This is a genomic window from Pacificimonas sp. ICDLI1SI03 (genome assembly GCF_054740865.1).
In genome coordinates this window covers 311,780-338,349 of sequence record NZ_JBSQAU010000001.1, presented here as the reverse complement: position 1 = coordinate 338,349, position 26,570 = coordinate 311,780, and the positions used below count along the sequence as shown (strand labels likewise).

23 protein-coding genes are annotated in these 26,570 nt (G+C 60.2%); 11 read left to right on the top strand and 12 right to left on the bottom strand.

What is annotated here, in order from left to right:
- Positions 1-17: 17 nt before the first annotated feature.
- Positions 18-2,966, top strand: a complete 2,949-nt coding sequence (locus ACSMXM_RS01615; RefSeq protein WP_460313380.1) for an EAL domain-containing protein — start codon at positions 18-20, stop codon at positions 2,964-2,966.
- Positions 2,967-3,076: 110 nt separating this feature from the next.
- On the opposite strand, the gene ACSMXM_RS01610 is transcribed toward ACSMXM_RS01615, so the two are convergent.
- Positions 3,077-4,264: an acyl-CoA dehydrogenase gene (locus ACSMXM_RS01610; protein ID WP_460313378.1), complete on the bottom strand. Its 1,188-nt coding sequence runs from the start codon at positions 4,262-4,264 to the stop codon at positions 3,077-3,079.
- A 79-nt stretch (positions 4,265-4,343) separates the two neighbouring features.
- On the opposite strand from ACSMXM_RS01610, the gene ACSMXM_RS01605 reads away from it, so the two are divergent.
- The 10 genes from ACSMXM_RS01605 to ACSMXM_RS01560 all read left to right on the top strand — a co-directional run bounded on the left by ACSMXM_RS01605 (position 4,344) and on the right by ACSMXM_RS01560 (position 14,387).
- Complete coding sequence (locus ACSMXM_RS01605; protein ID WP_460313375.1) at positions 4,344-6,647, top strand: bifunctional salicylyl-CoA 5-hydroxylase/oxidoreductase; 2,304 nt, start codon at positions 4,344-4,346, stop codon at positions 6,645-6,647.
- Positions 6,644-7,408 carry an SDR family NAD(P)-dependent oxidoreductase gene (locus tag ACSMXM_RS01600; RefSeq protein WP_460313373.1) on the top strand — a complete coding sequence of 255 codons (765 nt, stop codon included), beginning with the start codon at positions 6,644-6,646 and terminating at the stop codon, positions 7,406-7,408. Before ACSMXM_RS01605 ends, ACSMXM_RS01600 begins: the two co-directional genes overlap by 4 nt.
- Positions 7,405-8,214 carry an enoyl-CoA hydratase family protein gene (locus tag ACSMXM_RS01595; protein ID WP_460313372.1) on the top strand — a complete coding sequence of 270 codons (810 nt, stop codon included), beginning with the start codon at positions 7,405-7,407 and terminating at the stop codon, positions 8,212-8,214. Before ACSMXM_RS01600 ends, ACSMXM_RS01595 begins: the two co-directional genes overlap by 4 nt.
- Positions 8,215-8,216: 2 nt before the next feature.
- Positions 8,217-9,380 carry an acyl-CoA dehydrogenase family protein gene (locus tag ACSMXM_RS01590; RefSeq protein ID WP_460313370.1) on the top strand — a complete coding sequence of 388 codons (1,164 nt, stop codon included), beginning with the start codon at positions 8,217-8,219 and terminating at the stop codon, positions 9,378-9,380.
- Complete coding sequence (locus tag ACSMXM_RS01585; protein WP_460313368.1) at positions 9,377-9,814, top strand: acyl-CoA thioesterase; 438 nt, start codon at positions 9,377-9,379, stop codon at positions 9,812-9,814. Before ACSMXM_RS01590 ends, ACSMXM_RS01585 begins: the two co-directional genes overlap by 4 nt.
- Positions 9,811-10,212 (top strand): RidA family protein, encoded by a 402-nt coding sequence (locus ACSMXM_RS01580; RefSeq protein WP_460313367.1) that lies wholly within the window; start codon positions 9,811-9,813, stop codon positions 10,210-10,212. The genes ACSMXM_RS01585 and ACSMXM_RS01580 overlap by 4 nt, the downstream gene beginning before the upstream one ends.
- Positions 10,213-10,326: 114 nt before the next feature.
- Positions 10,327-10,827 (top strand): MarR family winged helix-turn-helix transcriptional regulator, encoded by a 501-nt coding sequence (locus ACSMXM_RS01575; protein WP_460313365.1) that lies wholly within the window; start codon positions 10,327-10,329, stop codon positions 10,825-10,827.
- A 128-nt stretch (positions 10,828-10,955) separates the two neighbouring features.
- Positions 10,956-13,001: a protein-disulfide reductase DsbD family protein gene (locus ACSMXM_RS01570; protein ID WP_460313363.1), complete on the top strand. Its 2,046-nt coding sequence runs from the start codon at positions 10,956-10,958 to the stop codon at positions 12,999-13,001.
- A gap of 30 nt (positions 13,002-13,031) precedes the next feature.
- Positions 13,032-13,628 (top strand): thioredoxin family protein, encoded by a 597-nt coding sequence (locus ACSMXM_RS01565; protein ID WP_460313361.1) that lies wholly within the window; start codon positions 13,032-13,034, stop codon positions 13,626-13,628.
- A 69-nt stretch (positions 13,629-13,697) separates the two neighbouring features.
- Positions 13,698-14,387, top strand: coding sequence for a COQ9 family protein (locus ACSMXM_RS01560; RefSeq protein ID WP_460313359.1), 690 nt, complete (start codon positions 13,698-13,700; stop codon positions 14,385-14,387).
- Positions 14,388-14,422: 35 nt separating this feature from the next.
- On the opposite strand, the gene ACSMXM_RS01555 is transcribed toward ACSMXM_RS01560, so the two are convergent.
- From ACSMXM_RS01555 to ACSMXM_RS01505, 11 genes are all read right to left on the bottom strand, one after another.
- Positions 14,423-15,097 carry a DUF4142 domain-containing protein gene (locus ACSMXM_RS01555; protein WP_460313358.1) on the bottom strand — a complete coding sequence of 225 codons (675 nt, stop codon included), beginning with the start codon at positions 15,095-15,097 and terminating at the stop codon, positions 14,423-14,425.
- Positions 15,075-16,490, bottom strand: a complete 1,416-nt coding sequence (lpdA, locus tag ACSMXM_RS01550) for a dihydrolipoyl dehydrogenase (RefSeq protein WP_460313357.1) — start codon at positions 16,488-16,490, stop codon at positions 15,075-15,077. Before lpdA ends, ACSMXM_RS01555 begins: the two co-directional genes overlap by 23 nt.
- Positions 16,491-16,501: 11 nt before the next feature.
- Positions 16,502-16,834, bottom strand: a complete 333-nt coding sequence (locus ACSMXM_RS01545; protein WP_460316327.1) for an acyl-CoA thioesterase — start codon at positions 16,832-16,834, stop codon at positions 16,502-16,504.
- A gap of 55 nt (positions 16,835-16,889) precedes the next feature.
- Entirely contained in the window at positions 16,890-18,254 is a 1,365-nt protein-coding gene (locus ACSMXM_RS01540) for a pyruvate dehydrogenase complex dihydrolipoamide acetyltransferase (protein ID WP_460313356.1), read from the bottom strand.
- 76 nt (positions 18,255-18,330) lie between these two features.
- Positions 18,331-19,737 carry a pyruvate dehydrogenase complex E1 component subunit beta gene (locus ACSMXM_RS01535; RefSeq protein WP_460313354.1) on the bottom strand — a complete coding sequence of 469 codons (1,407 nt, stop codon included), beginning with the start codon at positions 19,735-19,737 and terminating at the stop codon, positions 18,331-18,333.
- Between the two features lie 55 nt (positions 19,738-19,792).
- Positions 19,793-20,869 (bottom strand): pyruvate dehydrogenase (acetyl-transferring) E1 component subunit alpha, encoded by a 1,077-nt coding sequence (pdhA, locus tag ACSMXM_RS01530; protein ID WP_460313352.1) that lies wholly within the window; start codon positions 20,867-20,869, stop codon positions 19,793-19,795.
- Between the two features lie 114 nt (positions 20,870-20,983).
- Positions 20,984-21,307 (bottom strand): FtsB family cell division protein, encoded by a 324-nt coding sequence (locus ACSMXM_RS01525; protein ID WP_460313351.1) that lies wholly within the window; start codon positions 21,305-21,307, stop codon positions 20,984-20,986.
- A gap of 102 nt (positions 21,308-21,409) precedes the next feature.
- Positions 21,410-22,090 carry an ABC transporter ATP-binding protein gene (locus ACSMXM_RS01520; RefSeq protein WP_460313349.1) on the bottom strand — a complete coding sequence of 227 codons (681 nt, stop codon included), beginning with the start codon at positions 22,088-22,090 and terminating at the stop codon, positions 21,410-21,412.
- Positions 22,083-23,336, bottom strand: coding sequence for a lipoprotein-releasing ABC transporter permease subunit (locus ACSMXM_RS01515; protein ID WP_460316326.1), 1,254 nt, complete (start codon positions 23,334-23,336; stop codon positions 22,083-22,085). Before ACSMXM_RS01515 ends, ACSMXM_RS01520 begins: the two co-directional genes overlap by 8 nt.
- The gene (gene proS, locus ACSMXM_RS01510) at positions 23,333-24,619 is read right to left on the bottom strand and encodes a proline--tRNA ligase (RefSeq protein WP_460313347.1); all 1,287 of its coding nucleotides are present in this window, start codon (positions 24,617-24,619) and stop codon (positions 23,333-23,335) included. Before proS ends, ACSMXM_RS01515 begins: the two co-directional genes overlap by 4 nt.
- A gap of 266 nt (positions 24,620-24,885) precedes the next feature.
- Positions 24,886-26,514: a CTP synthase gene (locus ACSMXM_RS01505; RefSeq protein ID WP_460313346.1), complete on the bottom strand. Its 1,629-nt coding sequence runs from the start codon at positions 26,512-26,514 to the stop codon at positions 24,886-24,888.
- Between the last annotated feature and the right edge of the window lie 56 nt (positions 26,515-26,570).

The window sequence follows — 26,570 nt, the reverse complement described above, 5'->3', positions numbered from 1 at the left end:
TCTCGGGGAGACGCAGAATGCACGATGAGACCTCAGCTCACGCTGCCGCCGAACAGCGGGATGATTATCATTCGGAGAAAGTCTCCGCGCGCCAATACCGCCTGATAAACGAAGAGCGCCAGACGGATGACGACGCGGCAGCACTCATGGAAAGTCGCCGAGAATTTTGGTCGTTACTCGATATTCTCGCCGGCACCTTCTATCGTTGCGAGGTCTCGTCGCCCTGGCGAATGACTTTCGTCAGCGAAGGAGGGAAGGCACTCACAGGTTTCGACCTGGAGACGATAAAAACGCTCGGCTGGGAACGTCTCATGCACCCCGACGACGTGGCGGGTGTAGAAGCGCAGGTAGCGAGCGCCGTCGCGAACAAGTGGCCTTTCTCAGTCACCTATAGGCTGCGTCATCAAAGCGGGGAATTACGCTGGGTACGGGAGCAGGGTCAGGCCGTCTTCGGCGCGAATGGCGAAGCTCTTTATCTAGAGGGCATGATTGCGGATGTCACCGAGGAACAAAAGCTTCGGCAGAGGAGTGCTGCAGCTCAGTCGGAGGCCCTAGGTTACGCTGCCCGGTTAGCGCAGGTTCTTGAAAGTACGACTGATTGTGTTTTCGTCCTGAATTCTGACTGGCAGCTGATCTATCTGAACAAAAGAGCTCAGGACGAACTGTCTTCAACAGAAGATCTGGTGGGACGCCACATATTGGATGCGTTCCCGCAGTTGGAAAAAACTCCCTTCTGGGACGCATATCGGGAGGTGATGAGCGAACGTAAGCCTCGGCAGATCGAGGCATTCCTGCCCGGCCTCGATCATTGGTACGACGTTCACGCAGCCCCAATAGACGACGGAATCACAATCTTCTTCCGTAATATCGATGGCCGCAAACAGGCAGAAGAGGCACTAAGAGAGCGCGAATCTCAACTGAGAAATACGCTGGATCATATTCCACAAATGGTGTGGTCTACCGGCGCGGACGGCTATCACGACTATTATAGCGGCCTATGGTATGAATTCACCGGCATGCCGGTAGGTGCAACCGATGGCGCGGGGTGGAATGACATGTTCCACCCCGAGGATCGGGAACGCGCGTGGGAGGTGTGGCGGCGCTCTCTGCGCACAGGCGAACCATATGATATAGAATACCGTCTGCGGCACCATAGTGGGGAGTATCGCTGGGTCCTCGGGCGCGCCTGGCAACAAAAGGACGCGAACGGAAAAAGCGTTCGATGGTACGGCACCTGCACGGACATCCACGACCGGGTTTGCGCTCAAAATGCCTTATATGAAAGCCGGACGCTGCAGCAAAGCGTGCTCGAGGCGAGCGCAGACTGCATTCAGATTCTTCTCCCGGACGGCACGATTGAGTTCATAAATGAACCCGGCATGCGCGCCATGGACCTCGCCTCCATGGAATCAGTGTTGGAACAGAAGTGGGACTCCTTCTGGCCGCCGGAGGGTCGCGGCCTCGTACAGCAGGCCATCGAGGATGCCCTTTCCGACCGACCCGCCCGCTTTACCGGGTTTTGCCCCACCGTCACCGGCAATCCGAAATGGCTGGACGTCGTCATCACACCGATCAAGAACGAGGCAGGCAAGGTCAGACGTCTTCTGTCCATTGCCCGCGACATCACGGTACAACGGCAGACAGCACAGCAGCTAAAATGGACCAGCGAGCATGATAGCCTGACGAACCTGCCAAACCGCCGGGCGTTCGAGGCTCATCTGCAGGCGGCAGCGATACGCACGATGCAGTCGGGGGGAGAGATGGCCCTGCTTCTGCTGGATCTTGACCATTTCAAACATGTCAACGACACGCTGGGCCATGCGGCGGGCGACCACCTGTTGACTGTCTTCGCCCGGCGCCTCCGGGAAGCCCTCAGCCCTGACGATTTCGTGGCGAGGCTTGGCGGCGACGAGTTTGCCGTCATCCTGGAAGCTCCCCAGGGAGACCTGGATCCATTGCGCGTCGGCGCAGAGCTGGTGAGCCGCGTGCAGCAACCGGTTCGTTTTGAAAGCCGGTATCTAAGGGCCGGGGCGAGCATTGGCGGCGCCGTGTTTCCAGTCGACGCTGACAACGCGCACGAGCTGTTGAAAAATGCGGATATTGCCCTCTACGCCCTGAAGGACAGTGGCCGCGGCGGCACGCAGATGTTCCATAGCCACATGCGGGAACACGCGCAGCTCGTGGCCTCGCAACTGAGGATGGCGCGAGTGGCGCTTTCAGAAACGTCGGTCGAACCTCATTACCAACAGAAGGTCGAATTGGAGACCGGACGGATCACAGGGTTGGAAGCGCTGCTGCGATGGCGTCATGCCGTTCGCGGCCTTCAGTTTCCCGACACGGTTTCCGAGGCGTTCAAGGATTACGAGCTCGCCACGAAGATTGGTGACCTCATGCAGCGGAAGGTTTTTGGCGACCTGCGTGGCTGGCTTGATCGCGGACTGGATGTCGGCTTCGTGGCGATCAATGCCGCACCGGCCGAATTCCTGCGCGATGACTTTGCAAAACGCCTGTTAGGCAGGCTGCAGGAATGTTCGATTCCACCAGCCATGGTCGAGGTAGAAATAACCGAACATGTATTTCTGCAGCAGGGCGCGGATTACGTGGCCGGTGCGCTCAGGCTTCTCAATGAAGCAGGAGTGAAAATTGCGCTGGACGATTTCGGCACCGGCCACTCCTCGCTCACCCATTTGCGGGACTATCCGGTTGACGTCGTCAAGATCGATCGGTCCTTCGTCCAGAAGATGACCAGCGACAGGGAGGTGCGGGCCATTGTGTCTGCCGTAGTCGACCTGGCAAGCAGCCTGAAGATCGACGTCGTGGCCGAAGGCATCGAAAACAAACAGCAGGCACACATGCTCATCGAGGAAAAATGCCCGCTGGGTCAGGGATTCTACTTTGGCAGGCCCGTCGGGGCTGACAAGATTCCGGAGCTTCTTGAAGCCTCGAAAAGGCGGCTCGTCGCCTAGGGGTGGCGGTCGCAATAATGCGCCCGCCACCCCTAAATCGCCTCCGGCTAAGCGTGGGAACGGCCGCTATGGGTAAGTGGCTTCCTCTCCCCCACAGGGCTCATTTCACGCTAAAACGCCGGAATCCCCGTAATCGCGCGCCCGAGGATTAGCGCATGAACGTCATGCGTCCCTTCATATGTGTTCACGGTTTCGAGGTTCGCCGCGTGGCGCATGACATGATATTCGGCGCTGATGCCATTTCCCCCATGCATGTCGCGCGCCGTGCGCGCGATGTCGAGCGCCTTGCCAGCATTGTTGCGCTTAATCATGCTGATTGTTTCCGGGACCAGAATACCGTCGTCCATGCGGCGCCCGACACGCAGGGCGGCCTCCAGCCCCAGTGCGATCTCGGTCGCCATATTGGCAAGTTTCAGCTGCACGAGCTGGTTGGACGCGAGTGCGCGGCCGAACTGGAAACGCTCCAGCGTATAACCGCGTGCCGCGCGATAGCAGGCCTCCGCCGCGCCCATAGCGCCCCAGGCGATGCCATAGCGTGCCCGGTTCAGACAGCCGAACGGACCCGATAGTCCGGAAACGTTCGGTAACATGTTTTCCTCCGGGACCTCCACATCATCCATGACGATCTCGCCCGTAATCGAGGCGCGCAGCGACAATTTCTGCGGGATCTTGGGCGCGGACAGTCCCTTCATGCCTTTTTCCAGCAGGAAGCCGCGGATACGACCGTCATGCGCTTCGGACTTGGCCCAGACAACAAAAACATCCGCGATCGGCGCGTTGGTGATCCATATCTTCGCGCCATTCAGGCGATAGCCGCCAGCGCTTTTTTGCGCGCGCGTTTTCATTGAGCCTGGATCCGAACCGGCATCGGGCTCGGTCAGCCCGAAACAGCCCACCAGTTCCCCGCTTGCCAGACCGGGCAACCAACGCTGCTTTTGCTCTTCGGAGCCATAGGCGTTGATCGGATGCATCACCAGCGAGGACTGCACGGAAAGTGCCGAACGATAACCGCTGTCCACCGCTTCGACGGCACGGGCGATCAGGCCGTAGGAAACATATCCCAAACCTGCGCCGCCATATTCCTCTGGCACCGTGGCACCCAGCAAACCGAGTTCGCCCATCTCACGCATGATCTCTCGATCAAATTCTTCATTCAGATATGCGTCAGTTACACGCGGCGCGAGAGAGGCCTGCGCATAGTCCTGCGCGGTTTTGAAAACCATGCGTTCGACTTCCTCGAGGCCGGATTCGAGCCCGAGCGCGTCTTCCCAGTCATATGCATTTATTTTGTTTTCCATCGGTTTGCTCCCAAATATCTGGACAATCTTGCCAAGGCTCAGATTTTATTTTAAGACTAAAACAAATTGGAGGCAACCGATGCAGATTGCATGTTTGGGCGGAGGGCCTGCGGGCTTATATTTTGCGATTTCGGCGAAGCTCCGAAATCCGGATCATGTCATCGACCTGTTTGAACGGAACCAGGCGGACGACACATTCGGCTGGGGTGTGGTTTTTTCCGATCAGACGGTGGAAAACCTGCTGGCGAACGACCCGATAAGCGGCGAGCGCATTCGCGATGAGTTCACCCACTGGGACGATATCGACGTTCACCTTCGCGGCGAATGTATCAGATCGTCCGGCCATGGCTTCATCGGTATCGGCCGCAAGCGGCTGCTCCAGATCCTGCAGGAACGCGCCCGCGAGCTCGGCGTAAATCTGCATTTCGGACACCAGGCGAGTTCCGATCTCGCCGACTGGAAGGGATATGATCTCGTCATCGCGGCCGATGGCGTGAACAGCGCGATCCGCAACCGTTATGAAGAACATTTCAGCGTCGACGATCAGGTGCGCAAGAACAAGTTCATCTGGCTGGGCACGCACAAGGTATTCGACGCCTTCACCTTTGCGTTTGAGGAAACGGAAGCAGGCTGGGTCTGGGCACACGCCTATCGCTTCGATGACAACCTTTCGACCTTCATAGTCGAGATGGAACCCGATACCTGGGAAAAGCTCGGCTTCGAGAATATGAACCAGGATGAGTCCATCGCCCGCTGCGAGGAGATCTTTGCGAAATATCTCGACGGCAACGCCCTGATGACCAATGCAAAGCATTTGGTTGGATCTGCTGCCTGGCTGAATTTTCATCGCATCATCTGCGACCGCTGGCATTATGAAAATCTGATCCTGTTGGGTGATGCGGCCCATACAGCGCATTTCTCGATCGGATCGGGCACGAAGCTGGCGCTGGAGGACGCGATAAAATTGGCGGAGGTGCTGCATCGCCCTGGTCTCGACCGGCAGAGCGCGCTGAATGAATATCAGGAGGAGCGCAATCTGGAAGTCCTGAAGCTTCAGAACAGCGCACGCAACTCGACAGAATGGTTCGAGACCCTGGATCGCTATCTTCACTTCGATCCGCTGCAATTCGCCTATTCCCTGCTGACGCGGTCACAGCGGGTCAGTCACGAAAACCTGCGCCTGCGAGACCCGGAATGGCTGGAATCGGTTGAATGCTGGTTCCAATCTCGCGCCCGTGGCGAAGAGGTGACGCAGCCCGCGGCACCGATGTTCGCGCCGTTCTCGCTGCGTGAAATGAAGCTGGAAAACCGCATCGTCGTTTCTCCCATGGCCATGTATTCAGCCGAGGACGGCCTGCCCAACGATTTCCATCTGGTGCATTATGGCGCGCGCGCCCTGGGTGGCGCGGGCCTGATATATACCGAGATGACCTGCGTCTCGCCGGAGGCACGGATCACGCCAGGTTGCACCGGCATGTATGAACCGGAACATGTCGACGCCTGGCGCAGAATCGCCGATTTCGTCCACGCACAAAGCAAAGCGAAATTCTGCCTGCAGTTGGGTCATTCGGGACCCAAGGGTTCCACCAAGGTCGGCTGGGAGGGGTATGACATGCCGCTCGATTCCGGCAACTGGCCGCTCCTGTCAGCGTCGACCATCCCGTGGGCTGAGGGCAATCAGGTCCCCCATTCCATGAGCCGCAAAGACATGGACATGGTGCGCGACCAGTTCGTCGCTTCAACCGAAATGGCCGTTCAGGCCGGCTTCGACATGGTCGAGATGCATGCTGCCCACGGCTATCTGCTCTCGTCTTTCATCACCCCGCTGCATAATAAGCGAGAGGATGAATATGGCGGAAGCCTCGAAAATCGCCTGCGCTTTCCGCTGGAAGTGTTCACGGCGATGCGCGCGGCATGGCCGGGCGAGCGGCCCATGTCGGTGCGCATATCGGCAAATGACTGGATGGGCGATCTGGGCGTAACACCCGATGAAGCCGTGCAGATCGCCCGCGCCTTTTCAGAAGCGGGCGCCGATCTGATCGACGTATCAGCGGGACAAACCTGGGCCGATTGCAAGCCTATCTATGGCCGCATGTTCCAGACGCCTTTCGCGGACCAGATCCGTAACGAGGGACGCCTGACGACAATGGCGGTAGGCAATATCTATGAAACCGACCACGCGAATTCGATCCTCGCGGCGGGACGTGCTGATCTGGTGGCCCTCGCCAGGCCGCATCTGATAGAGCCCAGTTGGACGCTGCGTGCCGCTGCCCAACAGGATTATCGCGGCATTTTCGTCCCGAAGCCCTATACCGGCGGTCAGAGCCAACTGACCCGCAATCTTCAGCGGGCCGCAGAGCAGGAAGCCGCGCTGAAAGCATGACCTCTCTTTCTGGCCATCATGCCATTGTCACCGGAGGCAATTCCGGGATCGGTGCCGCCATCGCGCTGGAACTCGCACAGGCGGGCGCCGCGATCACCATCGTCGGCCGAGACCGGGAGAAGCTGCGTTCGGTGGGCGAACAGATCAACGGTGCCTGCCTTGCCCAGGCAGACGTCACCCAGCCCCAGGATGTCGAGGCTGCATTCGCGCAGGCGCGGAATGCCCATGGCCCGGCCACAATCCTGATCAACAATGCCGGGGCGGCGATGAGCGCCGGGATTGCGTCCGTTACCCAGCAGCAGTGGCGCGATGCGATGGCGGTCAATCTGGATGCCGTGTTCACGTGCAGCCAGACCGCCCTGCCCGACCTGCTGCAGGCGGACGCGGGACGGATCGTCACCATCGCCTCCACGGCCGGTCACCGGGGTTATCGCTACACCGCGCCCTATGTTGCGGCGAAACACGGCGCGATTGGTCTTACCCGCGCGCTCGCGCTGGAACTGGCGAATACGAACGTGACGGTCAACGCGGTCTGCCCCGGCTTTACGGATACCAACATCGTCGCAGACGCCGTCAAGAACATCACGGCCAAGACAGGCCGCAGCGAAGAAGAAGCGCGTAAAGCGCTCGCATCCCATAACCCGCAAAAGCGGCTCATCATGCCTCAGGAGGTAGCGTCAGCCGTGCTATGGCTGTGCCTGCCCGCATCCCAGTCGGTGACGGGACAATCGATCATGGTGGCCGGTGGAGAGATCATGTGACCCCCGAAAATTTTACGCCCGAACATTTCCGCTGGAGCTTTGACGCAGGCGTCGCGACGGTGACCCTGAACCGGCCAGAGCGCAAGAATCCTCTAACGTTCGATTCCTATGCAGAGCTGCGCGATACGTTCCGTGCACTGACCGCGACACCCACCGTGAAGGCCGTGGTCGTCACGGGAGCAGGCGGAAATTTCAGCTCCGGGGGCGACGTGCATGAAATTATCGGCCCCCTCACTGAACAGACCATGCCTGAACTTCTCGCCTTCACACGAATGACGGGCGATCTGGTCAAGGCAATGCGCAACTGCCCGCAGCCGATCGTCGCCGCGGTGGACGGTATCTGCGTCGGCGCCGGCGCGATCATGGCGATGGCATCCGACCTCCGTCTCGCTACGCCAGAGGCGAAAACGGCATTCCTGTTCACGCGGGTTGGTCTTGCCGGTTGCGACATGGGTGCCTGCGCGATCCTGCCCAGGATCATCGGCCAGACACGCGCATCGGACTTGTTGTTTACCGGTAGATCCATGAGCGCGGACGAGGGCGAGCGGTGGGGCTTTTACAACCGCCTCGTTGCGTCGGATACGCTCATGGACGATGCACTTGCTTTGGCGAGGTCCATCGCCGAGGGGCCGACATTCGCGCATGGCATCACAAAGACCCAGTTGAACACGGAATGGAACGTCAGCCTGGAGACCGCCATCGAGATGGAGGCGCAGGCGCAGGCGATCTGCATGAAAACCGAAGATTTCCGGCGCGCCTTTGAGGCCTTTGCGGCGAAGAAAAAGCCCGTTTTTCAAGGAGATTAGCCGTGGACCGCAGCTTCCTCGAATGGCCCTTCTTCAGCGCCGAGCACGTCGCGCTCGCCGAACGCCTGGAAAACTGGTGCCAGGCCGAATTGGGACATATCGACAAGACCGATACGGACCGGGCCTGCCGTGACCTCGTCGCCGCACTCGGAAAGGGGGGATGGCTGAAATATTGCGTGCCCGCCTCGCAGGGCGGCATTCACGAAGCGCTCGACGTACGCTCATTGTCGCTGATCCGCGAAACGCTGGCACGACATTCCGGCCTTGCCGATTTTGCCTTCGCCATGCAAGGTCTGGGTTCCGGGACGATCAGCCTGTTCGGCACGGACGAGCAGAAGCGTGAATATCTGCCGGATGTTGCCGCTGGCCGAAAAATCGCCGCGTTCGCACTAACCGAACCCGTGGCCGGGTCCGACGTCGCATCGATGGAAACCGCGGCTGAGGAGGTTGACGGCGGGTACCGCATCAACGGCGCCAAGACCTATATCTCCAACGGTGGGATCGCGGATTATTACGTCCTCTTCGCCCGCACGGGCGAAGCGCCCGGCGCACGCGGCATTTCCTGTTTCCTGGTTCCCGCCGACAGCCCCGGCCTGGCAGTTACGGAGCGGATCGATGTCATTGCCCCGCATCCGCTGGCCACGCTTGAATTCACGGATATGCAATTGCCGCAAAGCGCCCTTCTGGGAGAGAGCGGCAGGGGCTTTGCCCAGGCCATGGCGACGCTGGACATATTCCGTACCACGGTGGGCGCCGCCGCACTTGGGTTTGCGCGACGCGCGCTGGACGAAGCAACGGAGCGTGCGATCGAGCGACGGCTCGGCAGCGGCGTATTGGCCGACAATGCCGTCATTCAGACGATGCTCGCCGATATGGCGCTGGACGTCGATAGCGCGGCGCTGCTCATTTATCGTGCTGGCTGGCTGCGCGACGTAAAAGAACAGCGCAATAGCCGCGAAGCCGCCATGGCGAAGCTCGACGCGACCGAAAGCGCCCAGAGCGTTGTCGACAAGGCCGTGCAGATCTTCGGCGGCCTTGGCGTCACACGCGGGGCCGTGGTCGAAAAACTATATCGCGAAGTGCGCGCCCTGCGCATCTACGAAGGCGCATCAGAGGTTCAGAAGATCGTCATCGCGCGCCAGCATCTGGCGGGATATAAGGCGTGAGCGAGGCTTCACAGCAATCCTTTCACGTCTCCTTGCCGTTGCGCTTTTCCCACTGCGACCCGGCGGGTATCGCCTATTATCCCCGCTATTTCGAGCTGTGCGATCATGTCATCGAAGATTGGTGCGAGCAGGTGCTGGGCGTGTCCCGCCGGCGGCTTCATCTCGAACTCGGCATGGGGCTACCCACCGTTGACGTCCGCGCGCAATTTACCGCCGTCAGCAGGCTGGGCGACATTCTCGACTTCGAATTGCTGGTGGAAGGATACGGCAACAGTTCGGTCCAGTTCGTCATTACCGTGACCTCCGGCGGAGAGACGCGGTTCGTGGTTCATTACAAGCAGGTGCTTATCGACATGAGTAAAACCAAATCGACCAATTGGCCGCAGGAATGGCGTGATGTTCTACAGGCTGTCTGCAAGGGGAACGGTCGATGAGCGCACATCAGGTCCTGCAGCCGCCGGGTTGGGTACGGCCCAAGGGCTATGCAAATGGCATGGCCGCGTCGGGTCGCCTCGTCTTTACGGCGGGCGTCATAGGCTGGAACAAGGAAGAGCGCTTCGCAGCTGAAGATTTTGTGGGACAGTTCCGGCAGACAGTCGAGAATACCCTCGCCATACTTGCCGAGGCCGGGGCGAAGCCGGAACACATCGTCCGGATGACCTGGTACATTCTGGACCGCGACGAATATATAAATGCGGCACGTGAAGTCGGCGCCGTCTACCGGGAGCTGATCGGCAATCACTTTCCACCAATGGCGGTGGTCTGTGTGGCAGGACTGATGGAACCGGCCGCCAGGATCGAAATCGAAACAACGGCGGTGGTACCCGAATAACGCGCTGACTGCCTGCGTTTGCCAAACCCAGCCTATTGACGTCGTAGCCTTAGTGACAAGAAAGGCTACGCACGGCATGGGTTGGATTGCAGGTAGGTAAGGAAAGCGGGTTCGATGACAGACGCCGAGATATTGAAGTTCGAGGCCCCCCAGCCACACTCGAAACAGTCTCTGCGGTTGTGGCTGCGCATGCTCGCCTCCACCAGAATTATTGAAAAGAAGATTCGTTCGCACCTGCGGGCCAATTGCGACAGCACTCTGCCCCGTTTCGACGTGCTCGCCGCGCTCGACCGCGCTCAGGCGGAATTGTCTATGGGCGAACTTTCCCAGCTGATGCTGGTGTCGAACGGGAACGTTACGGGCATCATTAACCGGCTGGTGGAAGATGGGCTGGTTGCGCGGCGGACGGCGCCGAACGACCGCCGGACCTTCTATGTCTCACTAACGCCCCAGGGCCATGCCACCTTTAACAAACTTGCCGCACAGCATGAGGAGATCGTCGATAATATGTTCGTCTCGCTCTCCGATGCGGAAATAGATCAGGCTATTCACCTTTTGAACAAGCTCAACGCCCGTAGCGGCGCCGAAGAAACCGACCCTTTCGAAAATTCGTGAAACCGGACGAGAGGGCTGCTACTGGCAAGGCCCCCTCGTGTGAACAGTCGGCGTAGTGAACGTCATAAACCGCGCCCATGCTACTGAACGCTTTGCAGCGGTACGCTGAAACAGGTAGCATGGCCGACATGCGGGTACTTCGTCCTTTGCTGGCCGCGCTTTTGGCGCTGATCGCTTTCCCGGTGGCGGCACAGATCGTCAGCAACCCTCACGCACGCGTGGAACTGCAGGCGGGGCCGCAGACCGGCGACGCTCGCACAGCCGTGATCCTGGTCACGCCGGAGGAGGGCTGGCACACCTATTGGAAGAACCCCGGCGCGGCAGGGGTCGAATCCACCGCTGAATGGACGCTGCCGTCGGGCGCCAGCGCGGGCGGGATCGTCTATCCCACACCTTCCCGCTTTGTCGTTTCCGGCATCATGAACTATGTTTTCGAACAGCCAGCGGCGCTGTTGGTCAACATCACCGGGCTGCCTGAAACGGGCGCACAACCCGCCGAGGTGACATTCGACTATCTGGTGTGCGACGATAGCATCTGCGTGCCGGAAAATGCGCAGTTTTCGGTTGATTTGAACGATGTCGCCATTGGCGAACGTCAGTTGGGGGAGTATCGCAGCGCCCTGCCCGCGCCCGCCGATTGGCCCGCCAGTTTCTCCATCGATCAGGACCAGATCCGCTTTGCCGTCGAGGTGCCTCGGGCGGAAGACGTCACCGACGCCTATTTCTTCCCGGCTGTCGATGGCGCCATTGACTATAACGCGCCGCAGGCGGTGACGTTGGACGATTCTCGCCTGATTGTGGAAACGATCAACGGGTTCAATCCGGATGTGGCGGAGATTCCCGGCGTGCTGAAGCTGACCTATGGTCAGGAATCCGTGGGCAGCGAAATCATTCTCACCCCCGGGGATGTCCCCGCCGCTGGCATCCCCCTCGCCGCTGGAGACAACCCTGCGGCGGCTCCGACATCTGGAACCATCCCGGTGCTCTTGGCTTTCGGCCTGGCCCTTCTGGGCGGACTGTTCCTCAACGTCATGCCATGCGTTTTCCCGATCCTCAGCCTGAAGGCCTTGAGTCTTGCCAAGGGGGGCGCGTCTCCCAAGGCCGCGCGGGAAGAGGCGACATTCTATTCCGCAGGTGTTGTCCTGACGGTTCTTTTGTTGGGCGGCGCACTGCTCGCCCTGCGCGCTGGCGGCGCCAGCATCGGCTGGGCCTTTCAGCTGCAGGACCCGCGCGTCGTAACCTTCCTGCTGCTGCTCGTCACCGCAATCTCGCTCAATCTGGCAGGCCTGTTCGAGCTTCCCAGCCTGTCCTTCTCCGGGGACGGTCGCGCTGCCGCCGGCGGAAAATCCGGCGCCTTCTGGACCGGCGCACTCGCCGCCGTGGTCGCAACGCCGTGCACAGGCCCCTTCATGGGCGCCGCACTTGGCGCGGCGCTGATCATGACCGCACCGGCAGCCATGATGATCTTTCTGGGCCTGGGCCTGGGTCTGGCGCTGCCCTTCCTGCTGATCGGTTTCGTACCGGCCTTGCGCGACCGCCTGCCACGGCCCGGCCCGTGGATGGAGCGGATGCGGCGACTGCTCAGCTTGCCGATGTTTGCAACGGCGCTCGCACTCGCATGGGTCTTGGGGCAACAGGCAGGCGTAGATGGCTTGATCATCGGGCTGTCCGGCGCCGTTCTTATCGGGCTTGCCCTGTGGTGGCTGGGTAATGCGCGCAGGACACCCGCACCGATGGGGGCCGTCCTCGCCTCGCTGGCCGTTATCCTGCTGGTGCCCGCTGAAAGAACCGAGGCAGTGACTGAAGCAGCGAGCGGGCGGCTTCTCGCAAGCAGCCCCTATTCTCCTGACCGCCTTTCGGAGTTGCGCGCCGAGCAGACGCCCGCCTTTCTTTATTTTACCGCTGACTGGTGCATCACGTGCAAGGTTAACGAAAACGGCGCGCTGTCCGAGGCGAGCGTACATAAGGCATTTGATGATGCGGGGATCGTCACCCTGATGGGTGACTGGACCCGCGCAGATCCCGTTATCACGGAATTCCTGACACAATATGGCCGCGCCGGCGTGCCCCTTTACGTTTACTTCGCTCCGGGCGAAGATGCGCAGATTCTGCCGCAATTGTTGAGTGCCGACATGCTGACAGCGCTCGCGAAGGATGATGGAGGAGCGGCGTAGCGCCGCATAAAGCTGGAGGAGAGGACCGAAATGAGGACCATGTTGCTATGCGCCGCCTTGATCGCGGCACCTGCGTTTGCCGCCCCCCGCGTCGGCGCCCCTGCCCCCGCGTTCACCGCGACCTCCGCGTCGGGCGAAACCGTCTCGCTATCCGATTATCGCGGAAAAACAGTTGTTCTGGAGTGGACCAACAAGGGCTGCCCCTATGTGCAAAAGCACTATAAGTCTGGCAATATGCAGGCCCTGCAAAAGGATGCGGCCGCGAACGGCACTGTCTGGCTGACGGTGAACTCGTCTTCGGCCGGAAAGCAGGGATATGTCGACGGCGCCGCCGCAAAGGCGGAGATGGCCGAAAACGACACGACGCAGGCCGCATATCTGCTCGACCATGACGGAAAGGTCGGGCGCGCCTATGATGCCAGCGCAACCCCGCACATGTATGTCATCGATGGGAAAGGCGTACTCCGCTATATGGGCGCCATCGACGATAAGCCGACCGCGAAGCTGGAGGACGTGAAAGGCGCGACCAATTACGTGTCGGGCGCGCTTACCGCCGTTGCAGCCGGCAAGGCGCCCTCACCCGCGGCCACCCGCGCCTATGGCTGTTCGGTGAAATATGGCGGCTAGGGCAACCGGCGCCGCTACGCATTGCCGCGCCAGCCTTGAGTCGCGGCTGCGCGTGGCGCATCATGGGGCATGACCCAAGCCGAAAAGATGAAGACAGACCCAATACCACCCTCTGAAATGACGCTGGACGAACTGCGTCCGGTTCTGGTGCGAGAGATGCTGACCGACGTCGTGTTCGATGGCTGGGGCTGGACGGCGGCCGACGCCGCCTCAGCGCGTCTGGATGTGCCGGCGGAGCGGGTGCGGCTGGTATATCCCGCCGGCGCCATCGACATGGTACAGGCGTGGCTGCGAGTGGCCGACAGCGACATGCTTTCAGGATTGCACGACGAAAAAATCACGGACATGCCCATTCGCGACCGAATCCGCCGTGCGGTCGAAATTCGCCTGGAACAGGCGCAGCCGCATAAGGAGGCTGTGCGAGAGGCATCGAAACTGCTGGCGATGCCGCAAAATGCACTAACGTCCATTCGCTCATTGTGGACAACCGCCGATGCCATGTGGCGCGCCGCCGGGGACAGCGCCACCGACCTGAGTCATTACACAAAGCGAACCACGCTGTCCGGCGTCTATTCGACGACGCTCTTGTACTGGTTACAAGACGATAGCGAGAATTTTGCCGATACGCGTGCATTCCTGGCCCGACGGATCGAGAACGTTATGCAATTCGAAAAAGCCAAAGCCCGCCTGACCGGTGCACGCGGGCGACGCCCCAGCCTGGTGCGTTTTCTCGGCAGACTGCGCTACCCTGGCGTCTAACGAGGCCCATCCCGGACTATTTGATTTTCCGACCCTTAGAGGGCCGATAATGCTTCCGCATGCGCGGTCACATCCGTTTTTGCCGCGTTCGCCCAATCAATAAGCGCCGGATAGGTGCCAGTCGCGATTTCTTCGTCAATGGACGCGGCTATCTCGCGGTTACCCTCGCGAACCCGCTCCAAAAACATATCATCGGCGCTCCGTGCTCCACGCATTTCAGCAAGTGCCTCCTGCTGATCGTCCGACAGGGAGGTGTTGAACACCAGGTCGGGTGACGTTTCGGCAGCCGCCTCTTTCAGATCAGTCAGCAATCGCCGATGGTCGGCGACAATCATCTCGGCAAAGGCACGTACATCCTCGCGTTCGCCGTCGCGCTTTACAATATCGGCAAGACCCATCTGTAGCGTGTTGATCGCCACCACATTGTCCAGAAATGACTGTGCGTCTGTAAGCTCTTCGGAGCTGGCGATCGTTTCCAGTGCTTCGGCCTGATCCGCTTCCGCATCGGCAACCAACTCGTCCGAAGTTTGCTGGGCAGGTTCCGGCTCGGAATTGCAGGCACTTAACAATAGCAACACGGAGGGAAGCGTATAACCAAGGACATGCCGCATAAACGTCTCCGAAATCTGGAACTTTGCGACGAACGTGTCACGAGCGCTACTCGTTCCACGAGCCAGGTTTGAATCTTCAATAATGGATCGCGCGGCCATAGGCGTCGAGGACGCTTTCATGCATCATCTCTGACAGGGTGGGGTGCGCAAAGATCGTCTGCATCAGTTGCTCTTCGGTCGTCTCCAACTGCCGGGCCACGACAAATCCCTGGATCAGCTCGGTAACTTCGGCGCCAATCATATGGGCACCCAGCAATTCACCGGTTTCCGCGTCGAAGATGGTTTTCACGAGACCGTCCGCTTCGCCCAGCGCAATTGCCTTGCCATTGCCGATAAAGGGGAACTTGCCGATCTTCAGCTTATGGCCGGCCTCCTTGGCTTTTTCCTCGGTCAGGCCAACGCTCGCAATTTGGGGGCGAGAATAAGTGCAGCCGGGAATGTTCGACTTGTCCATCGGGTGCGGTGCATGCCCCGATCCCTTGCCCAGTGCCTCGGCGATGCTTTCCGCCGCGACAACCCCCTCGTGACTTGCCTTATGTGCCAGCCAGGGCGGCCCGGTGACGTCGCCAATCGCCCAAATGCCGTCAATGTTCGTCTTGCCAAAAGCATCGTTGACGATGTGGCCGCGATCCGTTTTCACGCCTAGATCCTCCAGGCCGATATCTTCACTGTTCGGGGCGATGCCGATGGCGAGGATCACATGGCTGAATTCCGTCGTCGCGGTCTTGCCTGATTTGTCCTTGATCGATGCCGTCACGCCCTTGCCGGATGCATCCAGTTTTTCGACCGACGCTTCGGTCAGTATCTTGATGCCGTCCTTCTCCAGGCGCTTCAGCATGTGCGCGGAAATGTCCTTGTCCTCGACCGGGACAATACGGTCCAACATTTCGACAATGGTGACATCGGCGCCCATGTCGCTATAGAAGCTGGCGAATTCCACGCCGATCGCACCAGATCCGATGACCAGCAGCTTGCCGGGCATTTGTTCAGGTGTCATGGCATGTCGATAGGTCCAGATGCGCTTTCCATCTGCCTTCAGATGGGGCAGTTCCCGCGCCCGCGCACCCGTAGCGACGATAATGTGCTTGGCGGCAAGGTCCGTTTTGCTGCCATCCTTCGTCACGGCGATCTTGCCCTTCGCGACAATCTTTCCCTCGCCCTCGTGAACGTCGATCTTGTTCTTCTTCATCAGATGCTTGACGCCGGAATTCAGCTGCCCTGCCACACCACGAGAGCGCTTGACGACGGCTGCGAGGTCGAAGCCAACGTCTTTCGCACTGAGGCCATAGTCCTTCGCATTGTCCATCATGTGCTTGACCTCGGAAGAGCGAAGCAGCGCCTTTGTCGGGATGCAGCCCCAATTCAGGCAAATGCCCCCCAGCTTCTCACGCTCGACAATCGCTGTCTTTAGGCCCAGCTGCGCAGCCCTGATGGCGGCGACATAGCCGCCGGGGCCGGAACCGAGAACGATCAGGTCATAGCTATTCGCCATTGCGAGCTCCTTCAGTCTTCAAGCGGACGCGGCCGCCCGTCGTCGTCCACGGCCACGAAGATAAAGACGGCCTGCGTCACCTTCACCGCTTCCTCCTCATGCCGATGCCGACGCCACGCTTCGACGGTAATCGTCATCGATGAGCGACCCTCTTTCTCGATCTCGCCATAGACCGAAACCTCATCACCCACGCCTACGGGATGATGAAATTGCATGCCGTTCATGGCGACCGTAACCGCACGCCCGCTGGACCGACGCGCCGCAATCAATCCAGCCCCGGAATCCATCAGGCTCATCAGCCAGCCGCCAAAGATGTCACCATAGACATTGGCATCGGCGGGCATGGCTGTGACGCGGATGGCGGGGTCCCTGGTTGGGGAAGTGCTGTCAGCCACCCGCCTAGGCCAGCATCGCCATCGGGTTTTCCACCAGCCGCTGGAACGCCGCCATCAGCTGTGCACCAGTGGCACCATCAATGGCCCGGTGATCGAAGCTGCCGGTGGCGGTGATAACGGTCGCAATAGAAATGGCATCACCCACGACATGGGGGCGCTTTTCGCCCGCACCAACCGCCAGGATCATGCCCTGCGGCGGATTGATGACGGCATCGAACTGCTTGATCCCATACATGCCCAAATTCGAGATCGAGCAGGTGCCGCCCTGAAACTCTTCGGGCTTCAGCTTGCCGTCCCGTGCGCGCGTCGCAAGGTCCTTCGATTCCGTCGCAATCGATGAAAGACGCTTTTCTGCGGCATCACGGATGATGGGCGTGATCAGGCCGCCTTCGATCGCAACCGCCATCGAAACATCGACGCGGCTATATTTGATCAGTGTATCGCCCGCGAACTGAACATTGGCATCCGGAACTTCCGTCAGCGCCACCGCCAGCGCCTTGATCAGCAGGTCGTTCACGCTCAGCTTCACGCCGCGACTTTCCAGCCCGGCATTAAGCTCGCTGCGCAATTTCAGCAGCCTGTCGAGGTTGCAGTCGATGGTCAGATAATAATGCGGAACGGTCTGCTTTGATTCGGTCAGGCGGCGCGCCGTGACCTTGCGAACGTTCGACAATTTGATCGCCTCATGTGGCGCGTCGGAACCGGCATCCTGGGTGGTGGGCTTGGGCGCCGCAGCATCGGATGCGCCGACCCGGGGCGCAGCAGCAGTCGGCTGCGCATCCATTACGTCCGCCTTGATGATCCGTCCTTTCGGACCGCTTCCCTTGACCGCCGATAGGTCTAGGCCCTTTGCTTCCGCAATACGGCGGGCAAGCGGTGTGACATTGACGCGCTCACCGTCCACTTCCGGTGCAGGTCCTGCAGGCGGCAAATCCTCGTCTTTCTTGGCGGCAGACTTGCCAGCTTTGTCGGCGTCGCTACTTGCGGCCTTTGATTTCGAAGGCTGCGGCTCAGGTTTGGGCTCTGCATCTTTTGTTTTCTTCGCAGGCGGCTGCTCCTTATCGGACGCATCGTCCTTAGGCGCCTTTGCCTCGGCATCATTCGCGCTGATCCCCTCGGCGTCCTCACCCTCTTCGGCCAACAGCATGATCGGGGTTCCCACGGCGACTTCTTCGGTCCCCTCCTCGACCAGGATCTGGGCCACCGTACCCTCGTCGACGGCTTCCACTTCCATGGTGGCCTTGTCGGTTTCGATTTCCGCCAGCAGGTCGCCTGGTGCAACGCTGTCGCCTGGCTTCACAACCCATTTGGACAGCGTGCCATGTTCCATCGTGGGCGACAGTGCAGGCATGGTGATGGTAATCGGCATCAGTATATCACCTCAATTGGCATCGTCGCCCGGCACGTTCGGGGCGAGACGGACAGTCGGAAGGAGGCGGCGGCCATCAATCCTTGTAACAAACCCGTTTCGCCGCCTTGACCACGTCAGCGACCTTCACGAGCGCGGCCTTTTCCAGATTTTCCGCATAGGGTAGCGGCACATCCTCGTTCGTAACGCGCAGGACCGGGGCATCAAGATCGTCGAAGCCCTCTTCCATGCACAGTGCCTGTATTTCCGCCGAGATCGAACATGTCGGCCATCCCTCCTCGACAACGACCATGCGGTTCGTCTTTTTCAGGGATTTCAAGACAGCCTTCCGGTCCAGCGGCCGCAGTGTACGCAGGTCGATGACTTCCGCCTCGATACCCTCATCTGCCAGCTTCGCAGCCGCGTCGAGGGCAACGCCGACACCGATTGAATAGCTGACCAGCGATACGTCACTGCCCTCGCGCATGACGCGGGCCTTGCCGATCGGCAATACCCAGTCGTCCACTGCGGGAACGTCAAAGCTTTGGCCATAAAGCAGTTCGTTTTCCAGGAAAACCACCGGGTCGGGCGACTGGATCGCGGCGCGCAGCAACCCTTTCGCATCTGCAGCGTCATAAGGGCAGATTACCACCAGGCCGGGCACGCTGGCATACCATGCCGCGTAATTTTGGCTGTGCTGCGCACCAACACGCGATGCCGCACCGTTCGGGCCGCGGAACACGATGGGGCAACGCATCTGACCCCCGGACATATAGTTCGTCTTCGCGGCGGAATTGATGATGTGGTCGATCGCCTGCATGGCGAAGTTAAACGTCATGAACTCCACAATGGGCTTTAATCCGCCCATTGCCGCGCCCGTGCCGACGCCGGCAAAGCCATATTCCGTAATCGGCGTATCGATAACTCGCTTGCCGCCGAATTCCTCCAGCAGGCCCTGCGTCACCTTATAGGCGCCCTGATATTCCGCGACTTCCTCGCCCATGACGAAGACCGTGTCGTCCGCGCGCATCTCCTCGGCCATCGCGTCGCGCAGGGCTTCGCGCACTGACTGGCGCTTCATCTCGGTGCCCTCGGGAACCTCCGGGTCGACGGCCAGGCTGGCGGGTTCCTCGTCTTTCGCTTTCACGGTTTCCGCATCCGCGGTGGCGGCGGAGGTTTCCTCTTTCGATGCTTCGTTATCCTCCTCAGGGGACGTGTCATCCGATGTTCCAGAGGGTGCCTCGATCGTGTCGGCATCTTCGTCTTCCCGCGCGATGATCGCGATCAGCGTTCCGACCTTCACGTCTTCAGTACCGGCCTCGACGAGGATCTTGGCAACCGTGCCACCCTCGTCGGCTTCCAATTCCATGGTGGCCTTGTCGGTTTCAATCTCCGCGAGCAGCGCGCCGGGTTCGACCTGATCCCCTTCTTCCACCAGCCACTTCGCAACCGTCCCTTCCTCCATGGTCGGGGACATTGCGGGCAGTTTGATCTCGATGGGCATCAGATGCAGACCTTAAAAATTGCTTCAGCATGGCGGGAACGTGGATCGGCTTTCATCATGATCCATATGTCCCCACCAGCACGTCGGTATAAAGCTCTTTCAGCTCAGGCTCCGGCGTCTGTTCGGCAAAGTCCGCCGCCTCGTTGATCTCCGCGCGGATGCCCTTTTCAATCTCTTTCAGACCGTCTTCATTCTCTCCCATCTCCAGAAGAAGCTGCTTTGCCGCCTCGATGGGATCGCGTTTTGTCCGCACGTCGGTCACCTCGTCTCGGCTGCGATATTTCGCCGGGTCGGACATGGAATGTCCACGGTAACGATAGGTCATCATCTCGATCAACAGCGGCCCCTTGCCGCTGCGAACCCATTCAAAGGCCGCATCGCCGGCGCCGCGAACGTCGAGCACGTCCATGCCGTTTACCTGCATCCCCTCGATCCGGAAGCTTTCGCCGCGACGGAACAGTTCGTTCTCGGCGCTGGCGCGATTGACGGACGTTCCCATCGCATATTGATTATTCTCGATGACGTAGAGCACGGGCAGCTTCCACAGCTCCGCCATGTTGAAGCTCTCGTACACCTGCCCCTGATTGGCGGCGCCGTCGCCAAAGAAGGTGACGCAGACGCCATTATCTTCCTTATATTTGTGCGCGAAACCCAAACCGGTGCCCAGCGGCACCTGAGCCGCGACAATACCGTGGCCTCCGTAGAACCCGTGCTCCACGCTGAACATATGCATGGAGCCGCCCTTGCCCTTTGAAATGCCGGCGGCGCGGCCGGTAAGTTCCGCCATCACCACCTTCGGCGGGATGCCGCAGGCAAGCATATGGCCATGGTCGCGATAGCCGGTGATGACGCTATCCTGTTCCTTTGCCGCAGCCTGAAGGCCAACGACGACGGCCTCCTGACCGATGTAAAGGTGACAGAACCCGCCGATCAGGCCCATACCGTACATCTGACCCGCCTTCTCCTCGAAACGGCGGATGGTCAGCATCTGACGGTAGAATTCGGTCAGTTCCTCCCGGTTTGCCTCGTACCGGTCGGGTGCGGAGATGGGATCCAGACCTGGACGCGCATCGCTGACACGGACGCGGGGTGCATCCTTCTCCGGTGTTGCTGCCGTCTTCTTAGCCGCCATTAGAAGCCTTTCGGATCGAGGAACCGTCCCGGCTGTAACGCGCCGTTTCGATGATTGCGAGGGGCCAACGCAAAAAAGCGGGCGAAGTTGCGGATGCGGTGCAGCTTGCCGCGATCAATCTTCCAGACGGACAATGATCTCGTCGTCATGCACCAGGCCGAGCTTTTCACGGACCAGTTCCTCGCCATAATCCGGCTCTATCCGGTCGCCCAGCATGGCGCGTTTGCGCTCCAGATCGGCGCGGCGATCTGCCAGCGCCTGCGCCTGTTTCTGAAGCTGCACCTGCTGCTCCTGATATCCACCCAGCGCCAGCAAACCCGTCTCGCCAGCCAGCGTATGCCATCCGAAAAACAAGATGGTCAGCAGACAGATGGTCGGCGCCAGAATGGGGCGCACATAGCTTTGGTAAGCGTCTGCGAAGCGGATTGAAACGTTCATCTCAAGTGCCTTGAATCACGCAAAGAGTTCGTCGTCAAGTAACTAGAGGTAAAGGTTGCTCACGACACGACGAGGTGAGCCAGTCACCGTTGCTGCAACGCGTCAGGCGAGCCGCCCTTCATGTAGTTCCACTACCCTGTCCATCTGCTGGGCAAGTGCGACATTATGCGTCGCGACGAGAGCTGAATGACCGCGATCGCGCACCACTTTAAGGAATTCGGCAAGCACGCGCCCCGCCGTGGCTTCGTCCAGATTTCCCGTGGGCTCATCGGCCAGAATCAGTGCGGGATTGTTCGCAAGCGCGCGCGCAACCGCAACGCGTTGCTGCTCTCCGCCCGATAGCTGGCTGGGACGGTGGGTAAGGCGTTCGCCCAGTCCCAATTCGGTCAGCAGGGAACGGGCGCGCGATTTCGCCGCCGTACGGTCGATGCCCGCAATCAACTGCGGCATGATCACATTCTCTTCAGCGGTGAAATCCGGCAGCAGATGATGAAATTGATAAACGAAGCCCAGCCGCTCGCGGCGCACGCGCGTTCGCGTTGCGCTGTCCGCCTTCTCTACCTGCTCGCCCGCGATGCGGATTGTCCCCTGAAACCCGCCTTCCAGAAGGCCGATTGCCTGCAGCATGGTCGATTTTCCGCTGCCAGACGGGCCCAGCAGCGCAATGATCTCGCCGGGTGCGATTGACAGGTCGACTCCACGCAGCACTTCGATCGTTGCAGTTCCCTGCCTGAAGCTGCGGGCAAGATCGTGGACCTGCAGGATGGCGTTTCCGTCATTCATACCGCAGCACCTCGACCGGATCGGTGTTTGCCGCCTTCCACGCGGGATAGAGGGTCGCAAGGAAGCTGAGCACGATCGCGGCAACCACTGTAACCGTCACATCGACTGGATCGGTGCGCGCTGGCAGCTCCGTCAAATAGCGTATCGAGGGGTCCCACAGGTCCACGCCCGTCAAAGTGCCGATCCCGTCCACCACGTTCTGACGAAATGTCAGGAAGCCGAATCCCAATATAACGCCCAGCCCGGTTCCAGCGGTGCCGATCAGCGTACCCACTGTAACGAACACACGCATGATCGCCGCGCGCCCCGCCCCCATCGTTCTCAAGATTGCGATGTCCTTGGTCTTGGCGCGTACCAGCATGATCAGGCTGGTCAGGATGTTGAAACAGGCAACCAGGATGATGAAACCGACGATGACGAACATCACCGTCTGTTCGATCTGCAGCGTCTGGAAAAGGACGCCATTCATCTGCCGCCAATCCATCATCACCCCCCTGCCCTGCAGCAGGGCGGGAATGGGGGCCAGAATCTCGTCCACCCTTGCGCTGTCGACGGTGTTAATGGTGATCGCGCCGACATCGTTGCCCATGCGCATATAAAGCTGAGCGTCGGAAAGCGACATCAGCACCATCGCCTTGTCATATTCGAAAATGCCGACTTCGAAGATCGCCGCCACCTGATAGGGCACGATGCGCGGCGTGGTGCCGAACGGAGTCGTCTGCCCTTCGGGAGAGATCAGGCTGATCGTGTCGCCGACGGTTGCACCCATTGCTTCGGCAAGGCGCGCGCCAATCGCCACCCGCGGCTCCTCCCCGCGATAAAGGTCTGCCAGCCGACCTGCCACCACGCCATCGCGAACCTGTGGTACCAGGCTCAGATCCTCCTGCCGCGTCCCGCGCAGCAGCACACCCTCGGCGCGGTTTCGATAGCTGGCGAGCAGGGGCTGCTCGATTATCGGCGCGGCCTGGGTGACACCTGGCGTCGCCTCTATGTCCTCAAGGAGGGGCTGCCAGTCCGGCAGTCGCCCGCCGAATCCCTGGACGACGGCATCGCCGTTCAGCCCATTGATCCTTTCGAACAATTCGGTGCGAAAGCCGTTCATCACCGACGTCACGCTGATCAGGGCAGCAACGCCCAGCGCCACCGCGATCAGGCTGATGACGGCAACTAGAAAGATGAACCCCTCTCCCCGGCCCGGCAGCAAATACCGACGCGCGAGAGCCCGTTCGTAGGAGGCAAGCATCAGGAGGCGATTTTCGCCATGGCGTCATCCGGCGACAATTCCATCTTCTCGCCCGTGCGCCTGTTTTTCATCTCCACCACACCGGATTTTACGCCGCGCGGCCCGACGATCACCTGCCACGGTAATCCGATCATATCCATCGTCGCGAATTTCGCACCGCCCCGCTCGTCCCGATCATCGTACAACACGGACGTGGCGGCGGAGAGGCGCTCATAAAGATCATCGCACATGGCGTCGCAATCCGCGTCACCCTGACGCAAATTGATGAGGCCAACGCGGTAGGGCGCCACCTGGTCCGGCCAGACGATACCTTCATCGTCGTGATTGGCCTCGATCAAGGCGCCCATCAGACGCGATACACCAACACCGTAACTGCCCATCAGCGGGTGAATCGTGCCGCCATCCTTTGTCTGCACGCTGAAGCCCATGCTTTGGGTATATTTGGTGCCGAAGGCAAAGATGTGGCCGACCTCAATGCCGCGCCGCTTCAGCAGGCGGTCGGCCGGCACGGGGCAATCAGCGACCTTCGCGTGCTCCTCCTCTTCCATCGCATAGGTGGCGGACAGCCGCTCGACGGCATCGGGAGCATCGATATCGATCTCTTCCAGCGCAGCATCGTAGAAGATCGCGCTTTCGCCCGTTTCCGCCAGCACATGAAATTCATGGCTCATGTCGCCGCCGATCGGGCCCGAGGGCGCGCGCACGGGAACGGCCTTCAGCCCCAGTGCCGCAAACGTGCGCAGATAGGCGCGGAACTGCGCCTCATAGCTTTCCTTCATGCCCGCCTCGTCCAGATCGAAGCTGTAGGCGTCCTTCATCAGGAATTCGCGGCCGCGCATGATGCCGAAACGGGGGCGAACCTCGTCACGGAATTTCCACTGAATGTGGAACAGGGTCTTCGGCAGATCGCGATAGCTCTTCGTCTCGGACATGAAGATCTGCGTTATCATTTCTTCGTTCGTCGGTCCGTAAAGCATCTCCCGCCCCGACCGGTCTGCGATCCGCAGCATTTCGGGCCCATAGGCATCATAGCGCCCGGACTTGCGCCACAAATCGGCAGACTGGATCGTCGGCATCAGCATTTCCGCCGCACCGGCCCTCTCCTGTTCGGCGCGCACAACGTCCGAAATTTTCTGCAGCACACGCAGACCCAGGGGCAGCCAGGCATAAATACCTGCCGCCGTCTGCCGGATCAGGCCAGCGCGCAGCATTAGTCGGTGACTGACGATCTCCGCATCGGCCGGAGTTTCGCGAAGGACGGGAACGAAGGTGCGGGACATTTTCATGGTGCGCGGCTGATAGCATGCGCGCGGCGCCGCGCAAGCGGTGTGGTTGCAAGGACACAGGTCTCGAATGAAATGCAACGCCTCTTATCTTTCCCCTTGATGAACAAGGGCCCAGGTGGCACCCCTGTGGACAGACAGTTACTCGTCGCGCTGCGAGAGCGGGGGATACGGGTCGTCCACTTGGGGGAGTGGGCGGCCCGTTTGCTTTTCGGCCCTTTTCAATGAATTGCGCGCCGAAGAAGCGCTCGCGCGCTGCAGGAACGGTTTTATACCAGGCGGCTCTGCTTCACCGCCGCCTTAACGAAGCTTGCGAACAGCGGATGTGGCTCGAACGGCTTCGACTTTAGTTCCGGGTGAAACTGTACGCCGATGAACCAGGGATGTTCGGGTCGTTCGATCGTCTCGGGCAGCAGGCCGTCCGGGCTGTTGCCGGAAAATACCAGACCGCCGGCCTCCAGAGGCGCACGATAGGCATTATTCACCTCATAACGGTGACGGTGCCGTTCGGAAATTTCCGTGGTGCCGTAAATATTCGCAATTCGGCTGCCGGCTTCCAGAATTGCGGGATAAGCGCCAAGCCGCATCGTACCGCCCAGATCCCCGCCCTCTTCGCGCTTTTCCAGGCCTTTTTCCGACATCCATTCGGTAATCAGGCCGACTACGGGCTCCGTCGTCGTGCCAAATTCGGTGGTCGATGCAGCCATCGTTCCGGCGGCGCGGACACCCTCGATGCACGCCATCTGCATGCCAAGGCAAATGCCGAAGAACGGAACCTTGCGTTCGCGTGCAAAGCGGATTGCGGCGATCTTGCCCTCCGACCCGCGGCTGCCAAAGCCGCCGGGTACCAGAATGGCGTGAAGCGGTTCCAGTGCGTCCAGGTCGGGTTCGTCGCCTTCGAACAGTTCGCTGTCCAGCCAGCGGATATTCACCTTTACCCGGTTCGCGAAGCCGCCGTGGACCAGCGCCTCCTGCAATGACTTATAGGCATCCTGCAGGCCGGTATATTTGCCCACGATGCCCACCGTGACTTCACCTTCGGGATTGCGGAACCGGTCGGATATGTCCGTCCAGCGCGACAGGTCCGGCGCATGGCGCGGCGCAACGCCAAAGGAGCGCAGCACCTCCCGGTCCAGTCCCTCATCATGGTAGTTTAGGGGGACTTCGTAGATTGATCGGGCGTCGAGTGCGGGAATGACCGCCTCTTTCCTGACATTGCAGAACAGGGCGATCTTGCGCCGTTCTTCCTCGGGCAGTTCATGTTCGCAGCGACAGACGAGCACATCCGGCTGGATCCCCAGAGAGGTCAGCTCGCGCACACTGTGCTGCGTCGGCTTGGTCTTTAGCTCGCCCGCTGCCGCGATATAGGGAACCAGCGTGACGTGGATGAAGACGGTGTTTTCCACACCAACATCGTTCCGCAGCTGCCGGATCGCCTCAATGAAGGGCAGCGATTCGATATCGCCGACCGTGCCGCCGATCTCGCAAATCACGAAATCCAGATCGTCGGTCAGGTTCTTTGCAAAGGACTGAATGGCGTCGGTGACATGCGGGATGACCTGCACCGTCGCGCCCAGATAGTCGCCGCGGCGTTCCCTTGCTATGATGTCGGAATAGACCCGGCCGGACGTGATATTGTCCGACTGGCGGCCGGGCACTCCGGTGAAGCGCTCATAGTGGCCCAGGTCGAGATCAGTCTCCGCACCGTCGTCGGTGACGTACACCTCGCCGTGCTGATAGGGGCTCATCGTCCCCGGATCGACGTTCAGATAGGGATCGAATTTGCGGATGCGGACTTTATAGCCGCGCGCCTGCAGAAGGGCCGCGAGAGACGCGCCCATAAGACCTTTGCCAAGCGAGGAAACCACGCCGCCGGTGATGAAAATGAACCGCGCCATGGGAGGATGGCTATAGTCCGGACCGCGCGGGATTCGCTAGCCTAGAATGTTGCGAC

Bases quoted from the DNA above. Each gene is read 5' to 3' on its own strand.
- ACSMXM_RS01615 (WP_460313380.1), top strand. From the start codon at position 18: ATGCACGATGAGACCTCAGCTCACGCTGCCGCCGAACAGCGGGATGAT.
- ACSMXM_RS01610 (WP_460313378.1), bottom strand. From the start codon at position 4,264: ATGGAAAACAAAATAAATGCATATGACTGGGAAGACGCGCTCGGGCTC.
- ACSMXM_RS01605 (WP_460313375.1), top strand. From the start codon at position 4,344: ATGCAGATTGCATGTTTGGGCGGAGGGCCTGCGGGCTTATATTTTGCG.
- ACSMXM_RS01600 (WP_460313373.1), top strand. From the start codon at position 6,644: ATGACCTCTCTTTCTGGCCATCATGCCATTGTCACCGGAGGCAATTCC.
- ACSMXM_RS01580 (WP_460313367.1), top strand. From the start codon at position 9,811: ATGAGCGCACATCAGGTCCTGCAGCCGCCGGGTTGGGTACGGCCCAAG.
- ACSMXM_RS01575 (WP_460313365.1), top strand. From the start codon at position 10,327: ATGACAGACGCCGAGATATTGAAGTTCGAGGCCCCCCAGCCACACTCG.
- ACSMXM_RS01570 (WP_460313363.1), top strand. From the start codon at position 10,956: ATGCGGGTACTTCGTCCTTTGCTGGCCGCGCTTTTGGCGCTGATCGCT.
- ACSMXM_RS01565 (WP_460313361.1), top strand. From the start codon at position 13,032: ATGAGGACCATGTTGCTATGCGCCGCCTTGATCGCGGCACCTGCGTTT.
- ACSMXM_RS01560 (WP_460313359.1), top strand. From the start codon at position 13,698: ATGACCCAAGCCGAAAAGATGAAGACAGACCCAATACCACCCTCTGAA.
- ACSMXM_RS01555 (WP_460313358.1), bottom strand. From the start codon at position 15,097: ATGGCCGCGCGATCCATTATTGAAGATTCAAACCTGGCTCGTGGAACG.
- lpdA (WP_460313357.1), bottom strand. From the start codon at position 16,490: ATGGCGAATAGCTATGACCTGATCGTTCTCGGTTCCGGCCCCGGCGGC.
- ACSMXM_RS01545 (WP_460316327.1), bottom strand. From the start codon at position 16,834: ATGCCCGCCGATGCCAATGTCTATGGTGACATCTTTGGCGGCTGGCTG.
- ACSMXM_RS01540 (WP_460313356.1), bottom strand. From the start codon at position 18,254: ATGCCGATTACCATCACCATGCCTGCACTGTCGCCCACGATGGAACAT.
- ACSMXM_RS01535 (WP_460313354.1), bottom strand. From the start codon at position 19,737: ATGCCCATCGAGATCAAACTGCCCGCAATGTCCCCGACCATGGAGGAA.
- pdhA (WP_460313352.1), bottom strand. From the start codon at position 20,869: ATGGCGGCTAAGAAGACGGCAGCAACACCGGAGAAGGATGCACCCCGC.
- ACSMXM_RS01525 (WP_460313351.1), bottom strand. From the start codon at position 21,307: ATGAACGTTTCAATCCGCTTCGCAGACGCTTACCAAAGCTATGTGCGC.
- ACSMXM_RS01520 (WP_460313349.1), bottom strand. From the start codon at position 22,090: ATGAATGACGGAAACGCCATCCTGCAGGTCCACGATCTTGCCCGCAGC.
- proS (WP_460313347.1), bottom strand. From the start codon at position 24,619: ATGAAAATGTCCCGCACCTTCGTTCCCGTCCTTCGCGAAACTCCGGCC.
- ACSMXM_RS01505 (WP_460313346.1), bottom strand. From the start codon at position 26,514: ATGGCGCGGTTCATTTTCATCACCGGCGGCGTGGTTTCCTCGCTTGGC.